This window comes from Antribacter sp. NEAU-D49, from assembly GCF_057158775.1.
In genome coordinates this window covers 304,172-329,054 of sequence record NZ_JBXTSN010000002.1, presented here as the reverse complement: position 1 = coordinate 329,054, position 24,883 = coordinate 304,172, and the positions used below count along the sequence as shown (strand labels likewise).

16 protein-coding genes are annotated in these 24,883 nt (G+C 74.7%); 1 reads left to right on the top strand and 15 read right to left on the bottom strand.

Annotated elements, in window-relative coordinates; translation table 11 throughout:
- Positions 1-13: 13 nt before the first annotated feature.
- The 6 genes from AC060K_RS03190 to AC060K_RS03165 form a co-directional block, all read right to left on the bottom strand.
- Positions 14-1,714 carry an FAD-binding dehydrogenase gene (locus AC060K_RS03190; RefSeq protein WP_483764003.1) on the bottom strand — a complete coding sequence of 567 codons (1,701 nt, stop codon included), beginning with the start codon at positions 1,712-1,714 and terminating at the stop codon, positions 14-16.
- Between the two features lie 37 nt (positions 1,715-1,751).
- Positions 1,752-2,789, bottom strand: coding sequence for a prephenate dehydrogenase (locus AC060K_RS03185; protein ID WP_483764002.1), 1,038 nt, complete (start codon positions 2,787-2,789; stop codon positions 1,752-1,754).
- On the bottom strand, positions 2,783-3,733 hold the full coding sequence (locus tag AC060K_RS03180) for a prephenate dehydratase (RefSeq protein ID WP_483764001.1): 951 nt from the start codon (positions 3,731-3,733) through the stop codon (positions 2,783-2,785). The genes AC060K_RS03185 and AC060K_RS03180 overlap by 7 nt, the downstream gene beginning before the upstream one ends.
- A complete protein-coding gene (locus tag AC060K_RS03175) occupies positions 3,730-4,614 on the bottom strand; it encodes a hypothetical protein (RefSeq protein WP_483764000.1) in 885 nt (294 codons plus the stop codon). Before AC060K_RS03175 ends, AC060K_RS03180 begins: the two co-directional genes overlap by 4 nt.
- A gap of 76 nt (positions 4,615-4,690) precedes the next feature.
- Entirely contained in the window at positions 4,691-8,035 is a 3,345-nt protein-coding gene (locus AC060K_RS03170) for a VanW family protein (RefSeq protein ID WP_483763999.1), read from the bottom strand.
- Between the two features lie 221 nt (positions 8,036-8,256).
- Positions 8,257-8,712, bottom strand: coding sequence for a hypothetical protein (locus AC060K_RS03165; protein WP_483763998.1), 456 nt, complete (start codon positions 8,710-8,712; stop codon positions 8,257-8,259).
- Positions 8,713-8,805: 93 nt separating this feature from the next.
- On the opposite strand from AC060K_RS03165, the gene AC060K_RS03160 reads away from it, so the two are divergent.
- Positions 8,806-9,384 carry an LURP-one-related family protein gene (locus AC060K_RS03160; protein ID WP_483763997.1) on the top strand — a complete coding sequence of 193 codons (579 nt, stop codon included), beginning with the start codon at positions 8,806-8,808 and terminating at the stop codon, positions 9,382-9,384.
- 6 nt (positions 9,385-9,390) lie between these two features.
- Here the strand turns inward: AC060K_RS03160 and AC060K_RS03155 are convergent, their stop codons facing one another.
- The 9 genes from AC060K_RS03155 to AC060K_RS03115 form a co-directional block, all read right to left on the bottom strand.
- Positions 9,391-10,446, bottom strand: a complete 1,056-nt coding sequence (locus AC060K_RS03155) for a PIG-L family deacetylase (protein WP_483763996.1) — start codon at positions 10,444-10,446, stop codon at positions 9,391-9,393.
- Between the two features lie 6 nt (positions 10,447-10,452).
- A complete protein-coding gene (gene typA / locus AC060K_RS03150; RefSeq protein WP_483763995.1) occupies positions 10,453-12,381 on the bottom strand; it encodes a translational GTPase TypA in 1,929 nt (642 codons plus the stop codon).
- A 128-nt stretch (positions 12,382-12,509) separates the two neighbouring features.
- Positions 12,510-13,202, bottom strand: a complete 693-nt coding sequence (locus AC060K_RS03145; RefSeq protein ID WP_483763994.1) for an ABC transporter ATP-binding protein — start codon at positions 13,200-13,202, stop codon at positions 12,510-12,512.
- Positions 13,199-14,152, bottom strand: a complete 954-nt coding sequence (locus AC060K_RS03140; RefSeq protein WP_483763993.1) for an ABC transporter ATP-binding protein — start codon at positions 14,150-14,152, stop codon at positions 13,199-13,201. Before AC060K_RS03140 ends, AC060K_RS03145 begins: the two co-directional genes overlap by 4 nt.
- A 2-nt stretch (positions 14,153-14,154) precedes the next feature.
- Entirely contained in the window at positions 14,155-16,956 is a 2,802-nt protein-coding gene (locus AC060K_RS03135) for a hypothetical protein (protein WP_483763992.1), read from the bottom strand.
- A complete protein-coding gene (locus AC060K_RS03130) occupies positions 16,956-20,225 on the bottom strand; it encodes a hypothetical protein (protein WP_483763991.1) in 3,270 nt (1,089 codons plus the stop codon). The genes AC060K_RS03135 and AC060K_RS03130 overlap by 1 nt, the downstream gene beginning before the upstream one ends.
- Before the next feature lie 199 nt (positions 20,226-20,424).
- Positions 20,425-22,164, bottom strand: a complete 1,740-nt coding sequence (locus tag AC060K_RS03125) for an ABC transporter ATP-binding protein (protein ID WP_483763990.1) — start codon at positions 22,162-22,164, stop codon at positions 20,425-20,427.
- A 1-nt stretch (position 22,165) separates the two neighbouring features.
- A complete protein-coding gene (locus AC060K_RS03120; RefSeq protein WP_483763989.1) occupies positions 22,166-23,167 on the bottom strand; it encodes an ABC transporter permease in 1,002 nt (333 codons plus the stop codon).
- 72 nt (positions 23,168-23,239) lie between these two features.
- On the bottom strand, positions 23,240-24,763 hold the full coding sequence (locus AC060K_RS03115) for an ABC transporter permease (protein WP_483763988.1): 1,524 nt from the start codon (positions 24,761-24,763) through the stop codon (positions 23,240-23,242).
- Positions 24,764-24,883 lie beyond the last annotated feature (120 nt).

Below are 24,883 nucleotides of genomic sequence, written 5' to 3'. Positions count from 1 at the left end.
GGGGGCTGTCCCGTCACAGGGCCGCCGCCAGCGCCCTTCCCGTCACCCGGCCCGTGAAGAGGCACCCGCCCAGGAACGTGCCCTCGAGCGCGCGGTGCCCGTGGGCGCCGCCCCCGCCGAACCCGGCGGCCTCCCCCACGGCCCACAGTCCGTCGAGGACCTCCCCGTCGGGCCGCAGCACGCGGCCGGACGGGTCGCACCACAGGCCGCCGAGCGTCTTGCGGGTGAGCACCGAGAGCCGGACGGCGAGCAGCGGCCCGTCCTTGGGGTCGGTCAGGGCGCGCGGCGGGGCGACGCGGATGTTGCGGTCCACCCAGAAGTTCCGGGCCGCCGCCGTGGCCACGACCTGGGGGTCCTTGCCCAGCCCCGACAGGACCTGGGCGTCCCGCGCCGCGATGAGCCCGGCGAGCGCGGTGGCGTCGACGTGCCCGTGCGACCCCGGCGTCTCGTCGGTGAGCCGGTTCATCGCGGCGGCCAGCTCGGCCGGGGTCTGCGCCCACAGGAACTCGGGTGACCGCTCCGCGAAGAGCGCGATCGGCACGGCCTTCCCGCGCACCCGCTCGACGAGCTTCGGGATGCTCTTGCCGGTGAGGTCGGGGTTCTGCTCGGAGCCCGACAGCGCGAACTCCTTCTCCATGATGGTGCGGTTCAGCACGAACCAGGAGTGGTCGTCGCCCCGGCCGGTCACGTGCTGGAGCGCGCCGAGCGCGTCGAAGCCGGGGTAGAGCGGGCCGGGCAGGCGGTTGCCGTCCGCGTCGAGCCAGAGCGACGACGGCCCCGGCAGGATCCGGATGCCGTGCGCGGTCCAGACCGGCGAGTGGTTCGCGATGCCCTCCGGGTAGTGCCACATCCGGTCCTCGTGGACCAGGGCGGCGCCCGACCCGGCGGCGACGGTGAGGAGCTTCCCGTCGGTGGAGTCGGGGACACCCTGGAGCATCCGCTCCGGCAGCGCGCCGTACTCGGGGTTCCAGCGCGCGCGGGCCGACGCCGCGTTCGCGCCGATCCCGCCCGACGCCACCACCACGGCCTGCGCGCGCAGCTCCACCTCGCCGGTGACCGTACGGTTCGACGGCACGCCGCGGCCGGCCGCGTCGTCGGCGAGGACCTCCGCGCGCACGCCGGTGACGCGACCGTCGTCGGTGAGGATCTCCGTGACCCGGTGCCGGAAGCGCAGCTCCAGCAGGCCGGAGGCCACCGCCTCGCGCGCGGCCCGGACGAACGGCTCCAGTACCCCGGGGCCGGTGCCCCACGTGATGTGGAAGCGCGGGACGGAGTTGCCATGCCCGCCCGCGGGGTAGCCGCCGCGCTCGGCCCACTGGACCAGCGGGAACCAGCGCACGCCCTTGGCGTGCAGCCAGGACCGCAGGTCGCCGCCCGCGAACTCGACGAAGCCCTTGGCCCAGGCGTAGCCGTGCCGGTCAGGGCCCTCGCCGCGGTCTGCGCCCGGGGTGAACTGTGCGGAGCCGAGCCAGTCGGAGAAGGCGAGCTCGACGTCGTCGTGCACCCCGACGCGGCGCTGCTCCGGGGAGTCCACGAGGAAGAGCCCGCCGAACGACCACCACGCCTGCCCGCCGAGCGAGGCCGACGGCTCCTGGTCGACGAGGAGCACCCGGCGCCCCGCCGCGGTGAGCTCGGTGGCGGTCACGAGGCCCGACAGACCGGCGCCGACGACGATCACGTCGGCCTCGTGCTTATTGACGGCGTCGTCAGTCATGGCCGAAGCGTAACGGCCGTCGGCCGCCGGGGGAACGTCACGCGAGGACGGCCGCGCCGTCCTCCAGGGCCACCACGGCCGCGCCTGCCGCGCACCGCTCGACGAGGGCGGCGGGCCACGCGCCCGCCAGGGGGACGTTCGGCGTCGGCCCGAGAGCCGCCCCCGCAGGACGCCCCGCCCCCGCCCCCGCCCCCGGGCGCGCCTCGCGCACGGCCGCCGCCCGGTCGAAGAAGTCGTGGGTCGGGGCGTTCGCGTCGAGCGCGTCGGCGAGCGCCTCCAGGTCACGCACCGCGAGCCGCAGCACGGGCGTCACCCAGGCGGCGTTCTCCGTGACCATGGCCTCGGTGCGCCGCGGGTCGCTGAACGCCACGCGGGTGCCGTCGCGGAACGAGCCCGCGGCCAGCCCGAGCGCGAGGTCGCGCACGTCGGAGCCCGCGACGGCGTTGAGCAGCTGGGTCGCCAGGACGTGCGGCACGTGGGAGATCAGGGCGGTGGCCTCGTCGTGGAGGTCGTCGGTCAGCACGGCGACCGTGCCCTCGAGCGTGCCGGTGAGCAGGCGGAGCAGCTGCTCCAGGCGGCGGGGGCTGGTGGTGTCGTCGACGGTGACCGCCCAGCGCGCGCCGACCAGGAGCCGGGCGTCCGACGCCGTGAACCCGCTGCGCTCCGTCCCCGCCATGGGGTGGGCGCCCACGAAGCGGTCGCCCAGACCGGCGTCGGTCATCGCCTGACGCACCGGGCCCTTGACACTGCCCACGTCGGTGACGGTGGGGTCCCAGCCGGACGCCGCGTCGTGGGCCAGCTCGGCCTCGACCGCCCGCGCCACGTCGCCCGCCACCCCGCGCATGGCCCGCAGGGGGGCCGCCAGCACCAGGATCCCGGGACGACGCGCGACCAGGCCCGCGACATCGTCGACCACGTCGAGGCCCGCGTGGCGGGCGGCCGCGCGCGCCCCGCCCGACACGTCGGTGGCGACCACGGCGACGCCGCGCGCGTCGAGCGCGCGGGCGAGGGACCCGCCGATCAGGCCCAGGCCGACGACGCCCACCGTCGCGGCAGGCGCCCCCGGCGTCACCACAGCAGCCCCTGGGCCAAGGTCTGGGCCGGAGCGCCCGCGGACACCGAGCCGACGGGCACGTGGTCGGTGTCGAGCCGGTCGTCCAGCTCCTCCCCGGCGGGGAAGACGCCCAGGGTCTTGAGCGAGTCGCCCGCAGCGAGGAGGTCGTCGAGGACCGCCCGCGCTCCCACGCCCCACGGGGCGTCGTCGCACGTCACCACGAACACGTACTTGCTCTGCTGCGCCTTGAGCGGGCGGGTGATCAGGCTCGACATGTTCACGCCCCGGTCGCCGAAGGCGGCGGTGATCCGGGCGAGCACGCCCGGCCCCGTCACGACCGGCGTGATCGCCATCATGGTGCGCCACGCCTCGACGCCCGCCCGGCGGGACCGCTCGAGGTGGGCCGCCGCGTCGGCGCGCCGGGCCAGCACGAGGAACCGGGTGCGCCCGCCGCGGAAGTCCTCGACGGCCTTCGCGTACAGGTCGAGCCCGTACAGCTCGCCGCAGAGCGCCGGGCCGAGCGCCACCGTGTGCGGGCCGGCGTCGCGGCAGGCTGCGGCGTTCGACGTCGCGGCGACGGGCGCCAGGCCCTGCACGGCGACGAAGCCCGCGCACTGGGCCAGCCCGTGCGGGTGGGCCGACACCTCCCGCAGCTCGCCGTGCCCGGGACGCACGAACGCGTCGAACGACACGTCGATGACCACCTCGTCGACGGCCACGACGTCGGGGCTGCCGACCAGCGCGTCCAGCGACGGCACCACGTAGCCCTCGACCGAGCTCTCGATCGCCACCACGCCGGCGCCGGCCTGCCCCGCGGCGACGGCGTCGTGCACCTCCCGGACGGTGCCGAGCGGGACGGTGCCGCCCGACGGCGCCCCGGCCCCCGCGGCGGCGGCCCACTCCAGGGCCGCCTGGTGCGTGAACGTGCCCTCGGGCCCCAGGTAGGCGACGGCGGCCGCGCTCATGACCGGTCTCGTCCGTCCCCGCCCGTGGGCGCCCACCGCGGTGTCAGCGAGACGGGTCCGGGCACGAAGTCGGCGCCGGGGAGCACGGCGAGCGTGCGGTGAGCGACCCCGTGGGCGTCGAGCTCGGCCACGAGCGCGTCGAGCACGGCCGAGCTGGGGCACGAGAACGACGTGAAGAACACGTGCGGCCCGAGCACCGACTGGTGGCTCCGCAGGTGCTGCAGGTCGATGCCGGCACCGGCGATCACGGCGAGCGTGGGCTGCAGCGAGCCGCGGTGGTCGTCGTACGGCCCGAACGCCAGCCAGACCTGCGCGGGCTCGTCGAAGGCGGGCCAGGCGTGCCGCGACTCCAGGAGCCCGTACCAGACGGGCGCGCGGCCCTGCAGGGCCGCGCTGTCGGGCAGCTCGAAGAAACCCGCGGGGATGCGTGACCGCTCGATCACGAGGGAGCCGTCGGGGCCCGCGAGGGCCACGCGCTCGTCGACGGCCGTGCGGCTGGGCACCAGCCGAGGGCTCACGCCGAGGCCGCGCAGCACCGAGCGGCAGTCACGCATGCCCGCCTCGTCAACGATCACCTGGCCGCCCGCGGCACCGCCGCCGGCCGGTCCCACCCAGACCCACTCGCCGGGCACGGACACCGCCGCGGTGACGATGAGCGACGAGGCGCCCTGCAGCAGCGCCTCCTCCAGCTCCGGCCACGGCTGCTCCGGGTGCCCCAGGTGCATCACGGCGCCGAGGTCGTCGATCGACGCCACCGTGGCCAGGGTGTCCGTCGTCGTACCGAGGTCCAGCAGCTCCAGCGTGTCCTCGACAGCCCAGCCACCGATGCGCGCGGCGAGGGCCGCGTGCGCCGGGGACTCACGCTCGCTGCGTCCCAGCATGACTACCTCTTCTCACAGGTTCGGGCAGGGCCGGAACGGCCCTGCCCGACCTTACCCAGATCCCGCGGGGCGGGGGTCAGCCGCCCGCGCCGGGCTGGCCGCCGCAGACCATCGGATTGTCCGGCTTGTAGGTGTGGGTCTGCGCCTCGTCCTTCACGAGCTTCCCGTCCGGCCCGTAGACCTTGCGGTAGTTCGTGATCGAGAAGCCCGGCTCACCGCCGGGGTAGTTCTCGCAGTCGGGCGAGGTGCTGTGCACCACCGACGTGCCGCGCACGTTCTGGCGGCCGCTGTCCGACGTCTCGACCCGGTAGTGCTTGGTGCTCCAGATCTGCACGTACAGGCGTCCGTTCGCCACCCACGACTGCATGAGCGCGCCGTACGGGGTGTCGTTCTTGAACCGCATGTCCTTGGAGCCCACGAAGATGGTCGCCTCGCGGCCGGCGGGGTACCGCGGGAACCAGAAGCTGTGCTCCCAGTGCTCCACGTCGTCGTACCCGGCGAAGAAGCCCGCGTTGTAGGTGGTGGTGGCCATCTGCGACAGGCCGCCGCCCACGCCCTCCGTGTGCTGGCCGTTGGAGACCACACCCGAGGCGTGGTACCCGTTCGCCACCGTGATGGGCGACAGCGCCTCGATGAGCGAGAACGTCTCGCCCGGCTTGATCAGCGTGCCGGTGACCATCTGCGCGCCGCGGATGAGGTTCTGCGTGCGGACCGGGTCGCTGGTCAGCGGCGTGTCGAACGCGCTGACGACCTCCTTGATCCCGAGCGCCTCGAGAGCGGCCCGCGAGTCGGCCGGGTCCTGCTCGACCAGCTCGACGGACGTGGTGCGCTCGTCGCTCGTGGCCGCCGCCTGGACGGCGGTCGCCACGGCCGCGGGGTCGAGCGTGGTGCCCGCCTCGCCGCCCACGATGACGGGCACGCCGCCCTGGAACTCGAAGTGCGCGTCGTCCGGCTCGCTCAGCAGGTTGTCCGTGCGGTCCACGACCGCCTCGACCAGCACCGCACCGTCGAACGTGGGCTGCAGCGTGCCGTCCACGGGCGCGAACGACACGGCGCGGCCCAGCACGTCACCCGGCAGCTCGGGGTTCTGGCCGCCCACCTCGACGACCACCGGCGACGACACGATCTTCTCCGCCAGGGCGAGCGTCTCGTCCGTCTCCGCCTGGGTGATCTCGGGGTCGACCGGCTCGGTCGGCAGCTCGAAGGGGCCTTCGCTGCGCAGCCACTGCGACGTCAGGATGCCGGCCACCTGCGCGGACACGACGCGGCTTCCCGGCTCGGCCGGGGTGGCCGACGGGGCGCCGTCGACCATCACGACGGTCCCGTCCACCGGGGCCACCGCCATGGACTCCTGGAGGCCGTCCACGGTGGCCTCGAGCACGGGCTCGTCCACCGCGAGCACCAGCTCCTCGTCGGAGCCGCCGAACAGGTGCTGCCACATGCGGGCGGGGCTCAGCGAGAACCCGGTGAGCTCGTCGACGGTGCCCTCGGCGTCCAGCGCCAGCCCGCTCGCGGCGGGGTCCAGCGTGGTCGAGGCCTCGCCGGCGACCAGCGCGATCGGCTCGGCGGCACGCGGCCCCAGCTCCTTCTCGATCGCGGCGACCGCCTGGGTCTCGGTCATGCCACCGATCTCGACGCCCGCGACGGTCGTGTCGCTCGGCACCTTGTCGCCGAACGACCACGCCATGATCGAGTAGATGCCGAGGAGCACCACGAGGCCGAGCCCCGCGTACATCGCGACCTTCGGGGCGCGGCTCGGGGCGCCGTCACCCTGGAGACCGAACAGCGCGCCGGTCGGCGGACCGCCGGCCACGTGCCCCTGAGGGGGACCGGGGACGGGCGGCACGCTCCCCTGCGGCGAGCCGGTCCGGCCCCACGGCAGCGAGATGGCGCCGGTCAGGGGCCGCATGACCCGCTGGGTGGCGTCGGTCAGCGGCTTGAACCGCGACGTGGCCTGCGGCAGCGGGATCTCCCCCGGCCCGCCGGGCGCGGGAGCACCCTGGACCAGGGTCGGCACGTCGAGCGGCGTGGTCGGGCCCGCCGGGGGCGCCGACGGCGGAGGCGTCGCCCCGGTCGGCGCGGTCGCCTTCGCCCCGCCGGGGCCGTCCAGCGAGGGCCGCGAGGACGAGAGGCCGGGCGCGGGCACGCCCGGGGTGCCGGGGGCGGCGGGCGATGCTGAGGCGGGCGATGCTGAGGCGGCGCTCGCCGCCGACGCCGCGGCGGCACCGGCAGCGGCTCCGGCAGCAGCGGCAGCGGCAGCGGCTCCACCCTGTGCCGGACGCTCGAACGCGAACACCCGAGGCGTGTACTTCACCTTCGGTGTGGGCGCCGTGTTCGTCGGCGCGGCGAGCGTGTCGACGACCGCCTGGAGCAGCGCGACCTCGTCCGGCGCGTCGGCGGAGGTCGGGGCGGCCGGGGGCGGGGTCGCCGCGGACCCGGCAGCGGGAGCAGCCGGGGCGACGGTCGACGCCGGGGCAACAGTGGGAGCCGGCGCGACAGTGGTCGCCGGGGCGGCAGTCGCCGGCCGGACCGGAGCCGAGGCAGCCGGAGCCGAGGAACCCGGAGCGGGCGCCACGGAGGGGGCGGCCGGGCTCGCGCCCGCCGACTTCGCGGGGGTGGAGGAACCTGCGGGCTTGGCCGGCTGTGCGGCGGCGGCCGCCGGAGGGATCGCCGGGGGCAGGCTCGCGGGAGCCGCCACGGTGGCGACAGGGGCGGCAGGCGTTGCGGGGGCGGCAGGCGTTGCAGGGGCTGCGGGCTCGGGAGCACCGGCCGCAGGCGTCGCCGCCGGCGTGCCCTCCGCACCCTTGACCGCGGCGGCCGGATCAGCAGCAGGAGTCGCAGGAGCAGAAGGCTGCTCGGCGGCCGGAGCCACGGCGCCTGCCGGCTTGCCCGCCGGGATGGGCGCCGCAGCGGGCGCAGGCGCAGCAGTGGCCGCAGCAGCGGGCGCAGCGGCAGCAGCCGGCGCAGCAGCGGGCTGGTCCGCGGCAGCCGAAGGCTCGTCCGCGGCACCGGTCTGCGCAGCAGCAGGCTCCGCAGCCGGGGCCGCATCCTCGTCGGCCGGCCCCGCGGCAGCCGCCGCAGCGGGTCCCGCGGCAGCCCCCGCAGCGGGCCCCGCGGCAGCGGGCACACCGGCAGCAGGCCGGGCAGCAGGCACACCGGGGCGCGTCGGCGAGAGTCGCGGCGGGATGGACGGTGGCGCGGCGGGCTTCCGCGCGTCGTCGCTCACGGGCTTCCGCGCGTCGTCGCTCGCGGGCTCAGCGGGCTTCTCGGCGGTCGGCTCGACCCCGGGATCCTCGTGGAGCGGCACCTCGGCCGGGGTCGTGACGGCCTCCACGTCCCTCGCGGGAGTGGAGTTCTCGTCGGTCTGGTCCTGCGAGGTCGGCTCGAGCGCAGGGTTGTCACGCTCGGTCGGCTGGCCCATCGACACGCTCCGTGCGAACTACTCGAGCACGGACCGTCCGCACCCGCTGGGGGGCGCCGACGGGGTGGCCCGAGTCGGCAGAATCCGCCCTTCAACGAATCCTACTCACTGCGAGTCGTGGCATTCGCCACGTTCCACCTGCCTCGCGTGGAGGTCCTGTGGCGATCCCGCCGACACCTCTCATACCTGCCGGCAGCGCCATGACCTGCGGCGAGACGACCTCAGAAGGTGAGTGACCGGCGTCGGGCAGGAGCGTCGGAGAACCAAGAACTGGGCGCGAAGGCCGCCAGCGCGATCACGACGAGGCCGCCGTACGACCAGACGAGGCCGAGCGCCCCCTGGACCACGAGGACGTCACCACCGGATCCGGTGACGGACAGCGCCTGCGCGGCGACCACCCAGCCGCCACCGAACACGAGGAGCGCCCCCAGGCCGGACCACGCCCGGCAGAGCACCGCACCGGACGCGGTGAGCGCGAGGGCGAGGGCGATCCCCGCGTACCAGCTGTCGTCGCCGTACCGGTGCACCACCGTGCCGAGGACGGCCACGACCGCCCCCAGCACCAGCGAGAGGATCATCCGCACGACCAGCCCCGCGACCGACCCGCGGGACCCGCCCGCGCCGGAGGGAGAGCGGGACGGGTGGGCGTTCGGGTAGGCGTCGTTCGGGAGGCTCACTACCCCATCCTCCCGCACGCGGACGGGTGCGGGCGCAGGTGTGGGAGACTCCCGGCGGCGGCCGCCCCGGCCGCCCCCACGACGGAGGAACCCATGACCCCTGACACCCTCCAGGAGCAGCGCCGGCTCGTCATGCGCCAGCGCATCCGCATGATGGTGAACCAGTACGAGATCCGCGCCGCGCAGCCGGACGGCTCGGAGGGCGAGCTGCTGGCCTTCGCCCAGCAGAAGCGCATGGCCATGCGCGAGCAGGTGACCCTCTACACGGACGACACCAAGCAGGTCCCGGTGCTGGGCTTCAAGGCCCGCCAGGTGTTCGACCTGGCCGCCACGTACGACGTGCTGGACGCCGCCGGGAACGCGGTGGGCCTGTTCCGCAAGGACTTCAAGAAGTCGTTCCTGCGCACCACCTGGCACGTCGAGCAGCCCGGCCTGGGCAACCTGGTGGGCCAGGAGCGGAACATGACCGTCGCGATCCTGCGCCGGCTGTCCGAGAACCTGGCGTGGCTGCCGTACCACTTCGACTTCGTGCTCGGCGACCAGCCGGCCTTCTCGATCGTCAAGAAGTGGGGCTTCCGCGACCGGTACGACGTCGAGATCCACTCTCCCGCCGTGGACCGCCGGCTCGTGATCGCCATGACTGTCGGGGTGGACGCCCTCCAGGGTCGCTGACCCCGGTCAGCCCACCAGGTAGGTCTCGTACGCCGGGACCGGCGCCAGCACGTCGTGGCCGAGGGCGTACCAGCCCGCGACCCCGCCGGCCAGCAGGCCCGGCCCGGCCGCTCCCGGGTGCTGCACCTGGGTGGCGTGGGCGCGCAGCGCCCCCAGGACCCGGTCGAGCACCGGTCCGACGGCGCAGCGCACCACCCGCCCGTCGAGCCGTTCCTTGGCGAAGGGCGGCAGCGGCTCGTCCGGGTCGGCGAACGCAAGCCCGGCCGACTCGGCCACAGCACGGGCGGCGGGGTCCGCGGCCAGCGCGCGGCGCGCGGCCCGGACCTCGTCGGCCGGGGCCACCACCTGCCACAGCTCGGCCCCGTCCCACGGCTCGCCCGGCACGACGGCGCCGGCGTCGGCGGCGAGCGCGATCGCCCGGACCGTCACCTGGTGCGTCCGGACGTGGTCGGGGTGCCCGTACCCGCCGCCCGGCTCGTACGTCGCGACGACGGACGGGCGGAGCCTTCGGAGCAGCCCGGCCAGCCGTGTGGCGGGCTCGTCGAGGGGGACCAGGGAGAACGCACCCGGCGGGGCGTCCGACGCCGGCCCGGCGACGCCCGGCCGCACCCACTGCATCCCGGAGTCCTCGTAGCGACGCGCTGCGGAGCCCGCGAGAACAACATTGCGCCGGAAACTCGGCGCCGTTGCCTGCACAGTGTTGTTCTCGGCGGGCCCGTTGTCGGCGGGCCCGCTGTCGGCGGGCAGAGCGTCCAGGAACACCTGGTCGACGCCCAGCGCCGCCACCGCGCGGGCGAGCTCCGTCTCGCGGTACGCACCGAGCCGGGCACCGTCGCCCTCGAGGTGAGCGAGCCCCTCCGACGTCGTCCCGGGCAGCGCCAGCACCTCGCCGCGCTCGCCCCGGGTGCACGTCACGACGGTGGCGGGCAGCCCCGCCTCGGCCCAGGTGGCGAGCAGCGCCCCCGTCGACAGCGTCTCGTCGTCGGGGTGGGCGTGGACGGCGACGAGCCCGCCGCCCGGCCGGAGATCAGGCCAGGGCGACGGGCTCGTGGAAGCCTGCACCAGGGGTCAGGACCGCTTGAGGCGGGACGCCGCCCGCGCACGCTCCGTCGCGTCCAGCACGACCTTGCGGATGCGCACGACCTCGGGGGTGACCTCGACGCACTCGTCCTCGCGGGCGAACTCGAGCGACTCCTCCAGCGTCAGGTGACGCGGCGGGATGAGGTTCTCGAAGTTGTCGGCGGTGGAGGACCGCATGTTCGTCAGCTTCTTCTCCTTGGTGATGTTGACGTCCATGTCCTCGTTGCGGGAGTTCTCGCCCACGATCATGCCCTCGTACACCTCCTGCGTGGGGTCCACGAAGAAGGAGCCGCGCTCCTGCAGGTTGATCATGGCGAACGGCGTCACCTTGCCGGCGCGGTCGGCGACCAGCGAGCCCACCATGCGGGTCTCGATGGGGCCGGCCCACGGCTCGTAGCCCTCGGAGATCGAGGCGGCGATGCCGGTGCCACGCGTGTCGGTGAGGAAGCGCGTGCGGAACCCGATGAGGCCGCGCGCCGGGACCATGAACTCCATGCGCACCCAGCCGGTGCCGTGGTTGGACATGGACTCCATACGGCCCTTGCGCTGGGCGAGGAGCTGCGTGACGGCGCCGAGGTACTCCTCCGGCACGTCGATCGTCATGCGCTCCATGGGCTCGTGGACCTTGCCGTCGATGATCTTGGTGACCACCTGCGGCTTGCCCACGGTGAGCTCGAAGCCCTCACGGCGCATCTGCTCCACGAGGATGGCCAGCGCGAGCTCGCCACGGCCCTGGACCTCCCACGCGTCGGGGCGCTCGGTGGGGAGCACCTTGAGCGACACGTTGCCGACCAGCTCCTGGTCGAGGCGGTCCTTGACCTGGCGCGCGGTGACCTTGTGGCCCTTGCCGCCCTTGCCCGCGAGCGGGGAGGTGTTGATACCGACGGTCATCGAGATGGCGGGGTCGTCCACCGTGATGAGCGGCAGCGGCCGCGGGTCGTCGGGGTCGGTGAGGGTCTCGCCGATGGTGATGTCGGCGATGCCCGCCACCGCGACGATGTCGCCGGGGCCGGCCTGCTCGGTGGGGACACGGGTGAGCGCCTTGGTCTCGAGGAGCTCGGTGATGCGCACGTTCTGCAGGGTGCCGTCGTGGCGGGCCCAGGCCACGGTCTGGCCCTTGGTCAGCGTGCCGTTGAAGATGCGCAGCAGGGCGAGACGACCCAGGAACGGGGACGCGTCGAGGTTGGTGACGTGCGCCTGGAGGGGCGAGCCCTCCTCGTACGTGGGGGCCGGGATCTTCTCGAGGATCGTGGCGAACAGCGGCTCGAGGTCCTCGTCGGCGGGCAGGCCGCCGTCGGCCGGCTGCTGGATCGAGGCGCGGCCCACCTTCGCGGCGGCGTACACGACGGGCACGTCGAGGACGGCGTCGAGGTCCAGGTCCGGGACCTCGTCGGCCAGGTCGCTCGCGAGGCCCAGGAGCAGGTCCGTGGTCTCGGCGACGACCTCGTCGATGCGCGCGTCGGGGCGGTCCACCTTGTTCACCACGACGATGACGGGCAGCTTGGCGGCCAGCGCCTTGCGCAGCACGAAGCGGGTCTGGGGCAGCGGGCCCTCGGACGCGTCGACGAGGAGGACGACGCCGTCCACCATGGACAGGCCGCGCTCGACCTCACCACCGAAGTCGGCGTGGCCCGGGGTGTCGATCACGTTGATCGTGATGCCGCCGGGCTGGCCGTGCGCCGCCGCGGACGGACCGGAGTACCGGACCGCGGTGTTCTTCGCGAGGATCGTGATGCCCTTCTCGCGCTCGAGGTCGCCGGAGTCCATCACGCGGTCGTCCACGTGCTGGTGCGCGCCGAAGGCGCCCGACTGCTTGAGCATGGCGTCCACGAGCGTGGTCTTGCCGTGGTCGACGTGAGCGACGATCGCGACGTTGCGCAGGTCGGAGCGCACTGCGCGGGTCGTGGACACGGTCATAGAAGGCATCTCTTCTCAGGTGAGGGATTTGCGCAATCGTCGCGCGGACCCCATCCTACCCGCGCCACCTCCCCGAGGGTGCCCCCTGTTGCGTCACACCTGGGTCACGCCGTGGTTCAGGCCGTGGTTCACGCCGTGGTGACGTGCCCGTCGTGAAGTTCGACGACGCGGTCGGCCCGCGCCATGAGCAGCGGGTCGTGGGTGGAGACGATCGCCGCGACCCCGCGCGTGTGCACGATCTCGGCCAGCAGGTCCATCACCATGGCGGCGGTGGCGGAGTCGAGCTGCCCGGTGGGCTCGTCCGCGATGAGCACCTTCGGGTCGGCGGCCAGCGCCCGGGCGATGCCCACCCGCTGCTGCTGCCCGCCCGACAGCTCGTACGGCCGCTGCTTCGCGTGCCCCTCCAGCCCGACGGCGGCCAGGGCTTGGGCGACCCGGCGGGCGCGCTCGTCGGCGGGCGTGCGCCGCAGCCGCAACGGCACCTCCACGTTCTCCGCCGCGGACAGCACCGGCACCAGCCCGAACGACTGGAACACGTACCCGATCTCGTCCCGGCGGGCGGCCAGCACCTGCGCCTCGCTCATGGCCGTGAGCTCCCGGTCCCCGAGCCACACCTGCCCCGAGGTGGGCTTGTCGAGCCCGCCCAGCAGGTTCAGCAGCGTCGTCTTGCCCGACCCGGACGGCCCGCGCACCACCAGCAGCTCGCCCGGCGCCACGCTCACCGCGGCCTCCGACAGCGCGGTCACCTCGGCCGCCCCGGTGCCGAACACCCGGGTCAGGCCCTCGGCGCGCAGCGCCGCCGCCGTCACAGTCGCGCTCATCGCTCGCCCTCCTCAGTCTCACGGGAGGCGTCGGCCCGACGCGCGTCCGGCCACACCCCCACATGGTCGGTCTCGAGCGCGAGCCGCACCCGGTCCTTCAGCCCGAGCGAGGTCACGAAGTCCGACGGGAGCTGCAGCCGCCCCACCCGGTCCAGCACCGCGAACTCCTCCGCGACATGCCGCTCGGCCCCGTGCTCGTCCACCTCCGTGCGGCGCAGCACCTCGGTCGAGGTGCGCCCGTCCCGGATCTGGATCGTCCGAGCCACGTGCTCCGACACCGCCGGGTCGTGCGTCACGATCAGGGTGGTCACCCCGGTCTCCCGGTTCACGCCCCGCAGCGCCTCCAGCACCTCCACGGACGTGGCCTCGTCCAGCTCGCCCGTCGGCTCGTCCGCGAGCAGCACCCGCGGACCGTTCGCCACCGCCACCGCGATCGCGACCCGCTGCTGCTCACCGCCCGACATCTGCGCCGGCCGCCGGTCCGCGACGTGCCCCACCTCCAGCAGCTCGAGTAGCGCCGCGGCCCGCGCCGCCCGCTGCCGCGCGGGCAGCGACCCCGACAGCTCCAGCGGCACCCGCACGTTCTCGGCCGCCGTCAGGTACGGCAGCAGGTTGCGCGAGGTCTGCTGCCACACGAACCCCACCGTCCCGCGCTGGTAGGCCACGCGCTGCCGGGCCGACATCGTCAGCAGGTCCGTCCCGGCCACCACGCACGACCCGCCCGTGGGCGTGTCCAGGCCCGACAGGATCGTCAGCAGCGTCGACTTGCCCGACCCCGACGCGCCCACCACCGCCACGATCTCCCCCGGGTCCACCGTGAGGGTGAGCCCCTGCAGCGCCTGGACCTCCACCCCGTCCGTGGCGAAGATCCGCACCAGATCACGGCACACGATCTCCCCGCCCGGCACCACCGCCTCCGGGACCAGCACCTGCGCCGTCATCGCACCCATGCTCATCTCTCCTCACCCATGCGCAGCTGCGCCGCGACCTCACCGCGCCGGCCCAGCGCCGCCGCCACCACGACCCCCGCCAGCACCACCACCACGAATCCCGCCGCTACCGCCCCGAGCAGCACCGGGTCGAACGCCAGGCCCGGCTGCTCCGTGCCGCCCGTCAGCGCCGTCACGTCCACCGCCGCCAGCACCACCCACGGCACCACCACGCCCAGCACGGCGCCCACCAGCAGCGCCACCACCGTCCACGGCCCGATCTCCCAGCCCACCAGCCCGCGACCCTGCCGCCCCGACAGGCCCAGCGTCTCCAGCACCGCCAGCAACCGCGCCCGCACCGGCGCCGCGAGCATCAGCGTCATCGCCACGGCCGCCGCGACGAGCACCCCGGCCAGCGCCACCGCCACCAGGAAGGCCGCCGCGAGACCGGACGAGACGGGTGACTCGAGGAGCTGGGCGGCCCTCCGGTCCGGGTCGTCCACCACAGAGGTGGGCAGGACACCGCGGACCCGCTCGGCCACCGCCGCGGCGTCGGCCCCGTCGGCGAGGCCCACCAGCGCGATGCGCGAGGTCTCGCTCAGGTCGAGGAGCGCGGCGGCCCGCGCGGCGTCCACGACGAGGAACCGTTCGGTGGACGCCACGCCGGGCACCTCGGCCGTGGCCTCCACCACCTCGAGGGGCGCCGCCGTGCTGCCGACCAGCTCCAGCCCGCCCGCGCCGGCCGTCACGCCCGCGGAGGCCAGCCCCTCGGACGCGACCGCCCGCAGGGTGTCGCCGCCTCCGGCCAGGTCGCCGAGCAGCCGGGGGCTGCCCGCCGTGCCGCGCTGCACCTCGGCGAGCGCCGTGCCGTCGACCGCGTAGACCTGGACCCGCTCGCCCGCGAGCCCGGTCCGCAGCGGGATCTGCCCCAGGTCCGTCACCGCGGACACCGCCTCCACACCGTCGAGGGCGGCCAGCGCCGAGACGGTCTCGTCGTCGACGACGGGCCCGGACACGCGCAGGTCCGCACCGACCGCCCGCCACGCCTCGCGCGTCACGCCGCCCGACACCGTCGCGTACAGCACCGTCGAGGACGCGGCGACGGCCACGGCGAGCACCAGGGCGACGGCCGGGACGGGACCGCCGGCCGGGTCGCGGGTGGCCCGGGCGGCGCCGAGGAACGGCACGAGGTCGCGCCGCCGGGCGAGGGCCCGCTCGGCGGCCAGGGCCAGCCAGGGGTAGGCCCGCACCGCCAGGAGGGTCGCGGCCAGGGAGAGCAGCAGCGGGGCGGACGCGAGCAGCGGGTCCACCCCCAGCCCGCGGGCCGACGTCGGCGCGCTCGTCCCCGCGACGACGCCCCGCCCCAGGAGGAGCCAGGTCGCGACGGCTGCCGCCGCCACCACGACGAGCTCCACGACCCAGCGCAGGCGGCTGCGCGACCGGGTACCCAGGTCGCTGCGCTCCGCCCGCAGGCCGCGCGGCGAGGCCGCGGTCGCGAGGGCCGCCGCCGGGGCGAGCCCCGCCAGCAGGGCCAGGAGCACCTGGGTCGCCGTCACGGGGCCGGGCACCAGCACGAGGCCTGCCGCGAACCCGGCCAGCGCCGCGACCAGCCCCGTCGCCAGGCCCTCGGCGGCCATCAGGCCGCGCAGCTGGACCGCGGAGGCGCCGCGGGCGCGCAGCAGGGACAGCGCGGGCCGACGGCGGTCCACCACGAGCCGTGCGCCGAGGGCGAGCACCGCGACGGTCCCGCCCACGGGGCCCGCCGCCAGCACGCCGACGATCGCGTCCACGCCCGACCGCTGGGCGAGCAGCGCTTCGACCACCCCGACCAGCTCGCTCGACGGCTCGACGACGAACGGCGCCGCGCCGCCCGGCTCCCCGGGCCCGGAGCCGGTCTCGATGGTCACGCTCTGCGCGTCGAGGCGCCGGAGCTGGGACACCACGGCCGGGACCTCGTCGGCGGAGAGCCCGTCGGCGCTCATCGGGATCCAGCTGCGGGTGTCGGCGCCCACGGGGCTCAGCGGCGCGATCATCGCGGGGTCCACGTAGACGGTGGCGCTGCCGAGGAGCCCGAACGAGGGGCTGTTCTCGAGGAAGGGCTCGATCGCCGAGGGGTTGTGCTCCCAGTACTCGTCCTGGGGGTCGAGCGGCTCGTACACCGCGGCGACGACGAGCGGGCCGCTGCCGGCGCGCCCGAGGACGCCGGCGCGGACGTCGTCGCCGACGAGCTGGGGCAGCGGGTAGGAGCCGCCGGCCTCCCAGCCGAACCGGTCCGCGACGGCGCGGGAGACCGCCACCTCGAAGGGCGCCTGCGAGAACAGCGCGTGGTCCCGCTCCGACACGATCCGGCCCTCGCCGTGCGCGGCGGGCGTGGCGGCCGGCCACCGGCCGTCGACGACCTGGACGTGCTCCTGGATGTCGGGGGACGCCCGGAACGCGACGGACACCCGGTACAGGTCGCTGCCGTCGACCGGCGCGACGGTCTCCTGGCCGGAGCTCGTCACCTGGAACGACGGTGTCCCCAGCATGGAGCGCAGCGGCTCGGGCTGCTCGTCCCGCAGGTCCTGCAGCCCGGCGAGGTAGGCGTCCCAGCCGCCCGGCATGCGCCCCGCGCCCACCGCCACCACGTCGCGCGTCGCGGCCGACAGCCCCGCCGTCGCGTGGGCGGTCTGGCGTGCGTGCACGTCGGCGAGCGCGCGCGGCGCCGCGGAGAGCACGAGCGCGGCGAGCAGCGCCACGGCGGCGAGCGTCAGCGTCGCCCCCCAGGACGACCGCAGCTGGCGGCGGGCCAGCAGGCCCCACCCGCCGAACGGGCCGTAAGCCATCAGCGCACCTCCTCGCGGTACTCGGTGTCGCGCGCCTGCGCGGCCACCCGGCCGGCCACGACCACTGCGACGGCGACCAGCCCGGCCAGCGCCACCCCGACGCACGCGATCACGCCCAGGCCGTCCAGGCCGAACCGCGCGGGCGGCGCGGTGTCGAGCCCGGTGAGCGTGGCGACGGCCAGGCCCGGCACGGTGAGGACACCGACCAGCCCGCCCGCGACCACGCCGAGCAGGAGGGCCGCCGTGCCGACCGCGAGCAGCTCGGTGGCCCGGGTGCGGCCCTGCGCCGCCGGGCCCAGCCCCACCGCGCGCAGCACCACGACCTCCCCGCGGCGCGACCGGAGCAGGGCGACGGAGACCGCGAGCACGCCGGACAGCGCGAGGATCACCGTCCCCACGGCGGCGAGCCAGAACGAGGCCCGGATCGGCGCCGAGGCGTCGACGGCCCCGGCATCGAAGCCGGGGGTGGTCACCTCGGGCACCTCGGCCGCCGTGCCCGCAGCCTCGGCGGCGGCCGCGACGAGGGCGCCGGCCTCGCCCGCGACGCGCGCGGCGTCGTCGGGCAGGACGGTGGTGCCGGGCGCCGAGGCGGCGACCCAGACCTCCTGGTCGGCGGGCGGGCGCGCGGGCGTGGCGAGCAGGCTGCGGGCGAGGGCGACCGGGTCGGCGACGAGGACGTGCCGCTCGAGCGCCCCGGGCACGACGTCGACCACGTCAGCCACCTCCACCTGCGCCGCGCCGCCCGCGACGACCACCTCGAACGGGTCGCCCTCGGCCACCCCGAGGTCCTCCGCGAGCCCCGACGACAGCACGACGGGCGCGACGAGGGCGTCGTCCGGCAGGTAGCGCACCGTCAGGTCCTCGAAGGCCACGAGGTCCACGGCGGGCCGGCCGGAGTCCACGAGCTCGTACCCCTGCCCGGTCACGTCGGGCGCGTGGGCCCAGCCGTCGCCCAGGTCGACCGGGGCGCCGTCGACCGTGAGCGCGTCGACGGCGAGGGCCGTCCGGGCCGGGTTCCAGTCGACGCCCAGGTCGACGTCGATCGCGAGGAGCCGCCACGGCAGGTCGCCGGAGGCTTCCGGGAGGGTCACGGTGAGGTCGCGCCGCTCGGGCGTGGCGCCCACGACGTCCGCGCCCGCGCCGCTCCCGTCACCGTCGAGGTCGTGGCTCAGCTCCCCGGCGGCCACCTGCACCACGGACCCGTCGGGCGCGGCGAGCACGAGGTCCACCCGCGTGAGGCTCACCTGCTCCAGCCGCTCGACGTACCACTCGTCGCCCGGGACGGCCGCCGGGGCGTCGGTGGCGACGTCCCACAGCTGGGCCGAGGCGGTGACCGACACGGTGACCTGGCGGGCGCCGGCGGGCAGCACGGGGCCCGCGGACTCGGGCGCGGCGAGCGCCCGGGCCAGCGACGGCACGTCGGCGACCTGGGCCGGGGCCCGCACCACGCCCTCGACCGCCGACGACGGGACCGTGAGCAGCGTGACCGGCATCGAGCCCGCCGACGCGCGGTGCCGCCCCACGGGCGCTGCGGCGGTGACCCCGTCCAGGCGCGACAGCGCCGACACCAGCGCCGGGTCCACCGAGGTGCCCTTCGCCGGCGTGACCCGCACGTCCGTGCCGTTGCGCGCGGTCGCGACGTCCTCCTGCAGACGCGCGGAGGTGCCCGCGTAGCCCGCGGCAAGGGTCGCCGCCCCGCCCGCCAGCACCAGCAGCACCACGGGAACCACATAGACCACGAGCCGCCGGGCCACCTGCCGCGCCGCCAGCACGCCCACCGCTCCCCGTGCCCGCGCGGCCAGGGCCGACCACAGGCGGGAGACCGGCCCGAGGACCGCCATGACGGCGACCGCCAGCGCGGCCAGGACGAGCGCGGGCGCCAGCGCCGACAGCGGGTCGGTCCGCGCGCCGTCGGCGGTCGTCACGAGCGGCGACCCGTAGCGCCGCAGCTGCCACAGGCAGACGGCGGCCGCGACCACCGTGAGGATCACCGTGCTGAGCGCGGCGACGGTGCGGGCCCGGCCGGACCGGTCGGTCACCTGGCGCCGCGCCGCGGCGCGCGCCTGGAGCCCCGCCACCACCGCCAGGACCGCCGTCGCGGCGACGGCCACCACGACGGCGACGGTCGCGACGGTGGCGCCCTGCTCGGCGTCGGGCACGAGGAGGCGCAGCGCCAGGCCGGCCGCGAGCGCGCCGCCGACGGCGGACGCGGCGGCGAGCAGGGAGGCCTCCAGCGCCGCGCCCGCCGTGACCGTCGACGGCGCGGCACCGCGGGCGACCAGCAGCGCCACCTCGGCCTCGCGCGTGGCGGCAAGGAGGCGCGCCACCTGGACCAGGGAGACGAGGCTGACGACCGCGAGCAGGCACAGCGGCACCAGGGCCACGGCGTCAGCCGCCCGGAGCGCCGCCGACGTCTCCGCCGCCGTCCGGTCGAGCGTGCCCTCGACCCGCAGGCCGCGGGGCGCGACGGCGTCGTCCTCCCCGAGCCGGGAGTCGAGGTCGTCGGCGAGCGTGGCCAGCGCCGGAAGGTCGCCCGGCCGGACGCCCGCGTCGGGCACCACGGTCCAGCGGACGAGCGGGTCGGTGTCCTGGGCGGCGATCAGCGCCGGCGACGCCAGGAGCGGGCCCAGGCCCGTCCCGTCGGCCCCTTCCAGGAGGAGCGGGTCGGCGAACCAGCGCGGGTCGTCCGGGTCCGCGACCCGCCAGGTGCCGGAGACGGTGACGGTGGTACCGACGTCAGGCCCCGTGACGTCCGCGTCCGTGGGGACGCCCACCTGGAGCACGTCGCCCACGGCCAGGCCCGCCGCCTCGGCTGCCTCCGCCTGCACCGCAACCTCGCCGTCGCCCGACGGCCAGGCGCCCTCGACCGTCTCGAGACCGTCGTGCCCGCCCGGTTCCGGCAGGGCGGCGAGGGCCCAGCGGCCCAGGTCGGCGCCGTCCTGGCGCGTGGTGCGCAGCGGCTCGGTCCGCACCTGGCGCACGACCTCGTGCCCCGTGCCGCCGAGCAGGTCCCTCGCGGCCTCGCGAACCCGGGAGTCCTGGGCCCGCTGGTCCGCCTCGGCGGACGCCAGCCGCGTCGTGAGCAGCACCCCGCGCGCCGTCGGGGAGGCCGCCGAGAGGCTCGCCCGGGCGCCGTCGACCGCCGCCGCCTGGACGTACCCGAGCGTGACCCCGAGCGTGCCCGTGACGGCCGCGACCAGGAGCGCCACCAGCACGAGCAGCCCCCGGTGCGCACCCGACCTCCGGGCCAGCAGCGATGCTCGGCTCAACGCGTCCTCCCTCGACGGTGCTCACAGGCCCGGAGATCCCCGGTGCGGCCGACACTACCCAGAGAGAGGCACCTGTCTGTTGCCCGGGGATCACGGTTCGGTCTCGACGCCGTCGCCCAGGGTCGTTGCTCAAGGACGACGACGCCGGTCTGGTCGCCGTCCGCGGAAGGCGACCAGACCGGCGTCGGGCACGGACGGGCTACGAGGCCTGGTAGTCGTCCTCCACGTGGAGCTCCACGACCTCGTCGCCGAGCTCGCGCAGGAGCGCGTGGCGCTCCTCGCGGCGGCGGCGCTGCTCGACCGGCTCGGGCACGGGCGCCGCGGCCAGCAGGCGGCGCGTGTACTCCTCGCGCGGGTTGTGCAGCACGTCCTCGCGGAGACCCTGCTCGACGATCTCGCCGTTCTGGAGCACCACCACGCGGTGGGCCAGCATGTCGACGACCGCCAGGTCGTGGCTCACGAACAGGCAGGCGAACTTGTAGCGCTCCTGCAGGTTGGTGAACATCTTCAGGACGCTCGCCTGGACGGAGACGTCCAGGGCGGAGGTCGGCTCGTCGGCGACCAGCAGCTCCGGCTCGAGCGTGAGGGCACGCGCCACGCTCACGCGCTGGCGCTGGCCACCGGAGAGCTCGTGCGGGTACCGGTTGTAGAAGCTGCGCGGCAGCTCCACGGCGTCGAGCAGCTCGAGCACCCGGCGGCGGCGCGACCGGTCGTCGCCGATCTTGTGCACCACCATGGGCTCGGCGATGACCTCGCCCACCGGCAGGCGCGGGTTCATCGACGCCGACGGGTCCTGGAACACCACGCCGATGCGCTTGCGCAGCGCCTTCAGCTCCTTGCCCCGCAGCTTCGTGAGGTCCTGGCCCAGGATCGACACGGACCCGGAGTGCGCCGGGATGAGGCCCAGCGCGCACTTGCCGATGGTCGACTTGCCGGAGCCGGACTCACCCACGAGTCCGACGATCTCGCCCGGCGCCACCTGGAACGACACGTCGTCCACCGCACGGAACGGCGGCTTGCCGAGCCGGTGGTACTCGATCACCAGGTTGCGGAGGTCGAGGGCGGGGAGCGCCTCGTCGGCGTCCTCCGCGAGCGGGGCCGCCGACGTGACGCCGAGGCGCGGCACCGCCGCGAGCAGCCGGCGCGTGTACTCGTGCCGCGGGCTGTTGAGCACCTGCTCCACGGTGCCCATCTCCACGATGTCGCCCTTGAGCATGACGGCGACGCGGTCGGCCATGTCGGCCACCACACCCATGTTGTGGGTGATCAGGAGGATGCCGGTGTTCAGCTTGTCCTTCAGCGAGCGGAGCAGGTCGAGGATGTCGGCCTGCACCGTGACGTCGAGGGCCGTGGTGGGCTCGTCGGCGATGATCACCTTGGGGTCGCACGCGATCGCCATGGCGATGACCACGCGCTGACGCTGACCGCCCGAGAGCTCGTGCGGGAACTGCTTGAGGCGGCGCTCCGGCTCCGGGATGCCCACCATGCGCAGCAGCTCGGCCGCGCGGGCCTCGGCCTGCTTGCCGTACGCGATGCCGTGCAGCTGGAGGCCCTCGGTGAGCTGGTCGCCGATGGTGAGGACCGGGTTCAGCGCGGTCATGGGCTCCTGGAACACCATGGCCACGTCGTTGCCGCGCATCTCGCGCAGCCCCTTGCCGTCGAGCGTGCTGACGTCCTTGTCGCCGACGCGGACGGTGCCGCCCACGCGGGCGTTGCCGGGCAGCAGGCCCAGGGCCGTCATCGACGTGACGGACTTGCCCGAGCCGGACTCGCCCACCAGGGCGACGACCTCGCCGGGCCGCACGTCGAGCGTGATGCCCTTGACCGCGTGGACGTCACCGAAGTCGGTGCCGAACGTGACGGTGAGGTCCTCGAAGGACAGGACGGCGTCACCCGGGGTGGCCTGTGGGCCGGGAGAGGTGATGTCGAGGGTGGTCATCTCAGTCCTTCCGGGTCTGACGGGGGTCGAACGCGTCGCGCAGACCGTCACCGATGAAGTTCACGCACAGGGCGATGGTGAGGATCAGCAGACCGGGCCACCAGAACAGCCACGGGCGCGTGGCGAAGGCGTTCTGGTTCTGCGAGATCAGCAGGCCGAGCGACGTGTCGGGCGACTGGACGCCGTAGCCCAGGAAGCTCAGGGCGGTCTCGAGCAGGATCGCCGACGAGATCGCGAGCGTCGCGTTGACGATGATCACGCCCACCGCGTTAGGAAGGATGTGCTTGACGATGATGCGCGACGCGCTGGTGCCGACCGCCTGCGCGGCCATCACGAACTCGCGCTCGCGCAGCGAGAGCACCTCGCCGCGCACGAGCCGCGCGAGGCCCGTCCAGGTGACGGCGCCCAGGATCAGGGTGAGACCCCAGATGCCCCAGCTGCTGGCCATCTTGCCCAGCACGGCGGCGATGACGAGCAGCGGGATGACGATGAACACGTCGGTCATCCGCATGAGGACCGAGTCGACCCAGCCGCGGAAGTAGCCGGCGAGCGCGCCGATCATGGTGCCCAGGAGCGTCGAGAGGATGCCGATGCCCAGCGCGATGAAGAGCGAGTGCTGGGTGCCTCGCATCGTCATGGCGAAGTAGTCCTTGCCGATGGCGTCCTGGCCGAACGGGTGCGTCAGCGTGGGCGCGCCCGTGCCGATCTTGTCGTACGTGGCGAGGTAGGTCTTGTCCCACCAGCCGGGGATGGGACCCACGCCGATCGACGAGTACGCGATCAGCACGATCAGCACGATCACGGCGCACGAGATCATCGCGGCGCGGTGGCGCACGAAGCGGCGCCACACCAGCTGGCCCTGGCTGTACGACTTGTCCTCGGTGGGGAGCGGCTCGGGGGGGAGGTGTCCCGCCCCGACGCCGCCCTGGACGTCGATGCTCTGAGCGCCGGGGACGGGCTCGTAGTCCTCCCCGTGCGGCGCGGTGTTCCTGATGTCACTCATCTCGGTCTCCGGCAGGTGCGAGAGCGCGGGTCGCGCGCTGGGTCGTGGCGGCGGGCGTGGCGTGCACGGCGGTCACCGCCGGATCCGCGGGTCGAGGGAGGCGTACGCGATGTCGGCGAGCAGGTTCATCGTGACGGCGGCGATGCCGGTCACGAGGAAGAACGCCATCACCGGGTTGGGGTCGGTGGCGTCGAGGCCCTGCTGGAACAGCTGGCCCATGCCCTTCCAGCCGAACACACGCTCGGTGATCACGGCGCCGCCGATCAGGGCCGCGAAGTCGAAGGCCACGATCGTGGTGATCGGGATCAGGGCGTTGCGGAAGGCGTGCTTGACGATCACCTCACGCTCCGAGAGGCCCTTCGAGCGTGCCGTGCGCACGTAGTCCTGGCCCATGACCTCGAGCATCGAGGCACGGGTGTAGCGGCTGTGGGTGGCCACCGAGATCAGTGCGAGCAGCAGCGTCGGGAGCAGGAGCTGGGCGCCCTTGTCCAGCGCCGACTCCCAGAAGCCACCGCCGAACTGCGGCGTCTCGGCACCGATCGTGGAGATAGGCCGGGACTTGAGCCCGAGGAAGCTGGCCCAGTGGACGATCAGCTGGTCGGCCACCACCAGGAGGCTGGTGATGGTCCCGGTGACGCCGGTGACCATCATGACCTGCTTCTTCGCGTAGCCGCCCATGAACCAGCCGATGCCCGCGGAGATCGCGAGGGCCAGCACGAAGAGGCCGGCCAGGAGGAGCCAGGTGGGCTCGCGCAGCACGCCGGTCAGGGCGAGCACGTAGTAGATGACCGTGCCGACCGCCGCGGTGGTGAGCGCCGCGTACAGCGCCTTGCGGTTCTTGAGGCCCGAGACCAGCGACGTGACGAGCACGCCCGCACCCGCCGCCGTCAGGAGCACCATGACCGGGCCGAAGGACGGGTTGCGGTACCAGTCGATCGCGTTGAAGACGAACATGACGCCCGCGACGAAGACGAACGTCGCGGCGCCCGTCAGCAGGCGGCGCCTGGTGTCGCCGCCCAGGAGCCCGGCGAGCAGCAGGGCCACCACGGCAGCGATGACGATGATGGTCCCTGGCGCGTACTGCCCTTCGGCGATCCAGTTGTTGTACCGGATCGCGCCGAACTCCTTGAGCAGCACGGCCGCCCAGAAGACGGGGAGCGCGAAGAAGAGGAAGGCACCGAAGGTGACGGTGTAGTCGAACGCCGAGTACTGGCGGATGGCCGTCAGGATGCCCAGGCCGACGCCGATCACGATCGCGAGGATCGTCGCCAGCGTGACCAGGCGGAGCGTGGAGCCGGCGGCCTGCTGCGTCAGCGCGAGCACCGAGGTGCCGTTGACGGACTCGCCGAGGTCGCACTCACCGGTGAAGCAGCCGAGGACGCCCCTCAGCCAGTCCCAGTACCGCTCGTACCAGGGGTTGTCGAGGCCCATGGCAAGGATGCGCGCACGCATCTGGGCGGCGGCCCGGGGGTCGTTGCTCTCGCGGAAGTCCTCCAGCGGGTCGCCGGAGTTGATCACGAGGATGTACATGAGAACTGACGCGCCCAGCAGCACCAGGACGGATGCTCCGACACGGCGGAGTATGAACTTCAGCACGGGAATGGCCCTTCGATGCGGGCGCCGGATCACGGCGTCTGCGGCATGGGATCAGCAAGTCACTGTACGGCACAGGAATGACGCAGACGGCCACGACGATGTGGCTCGTGAGGAATGCCA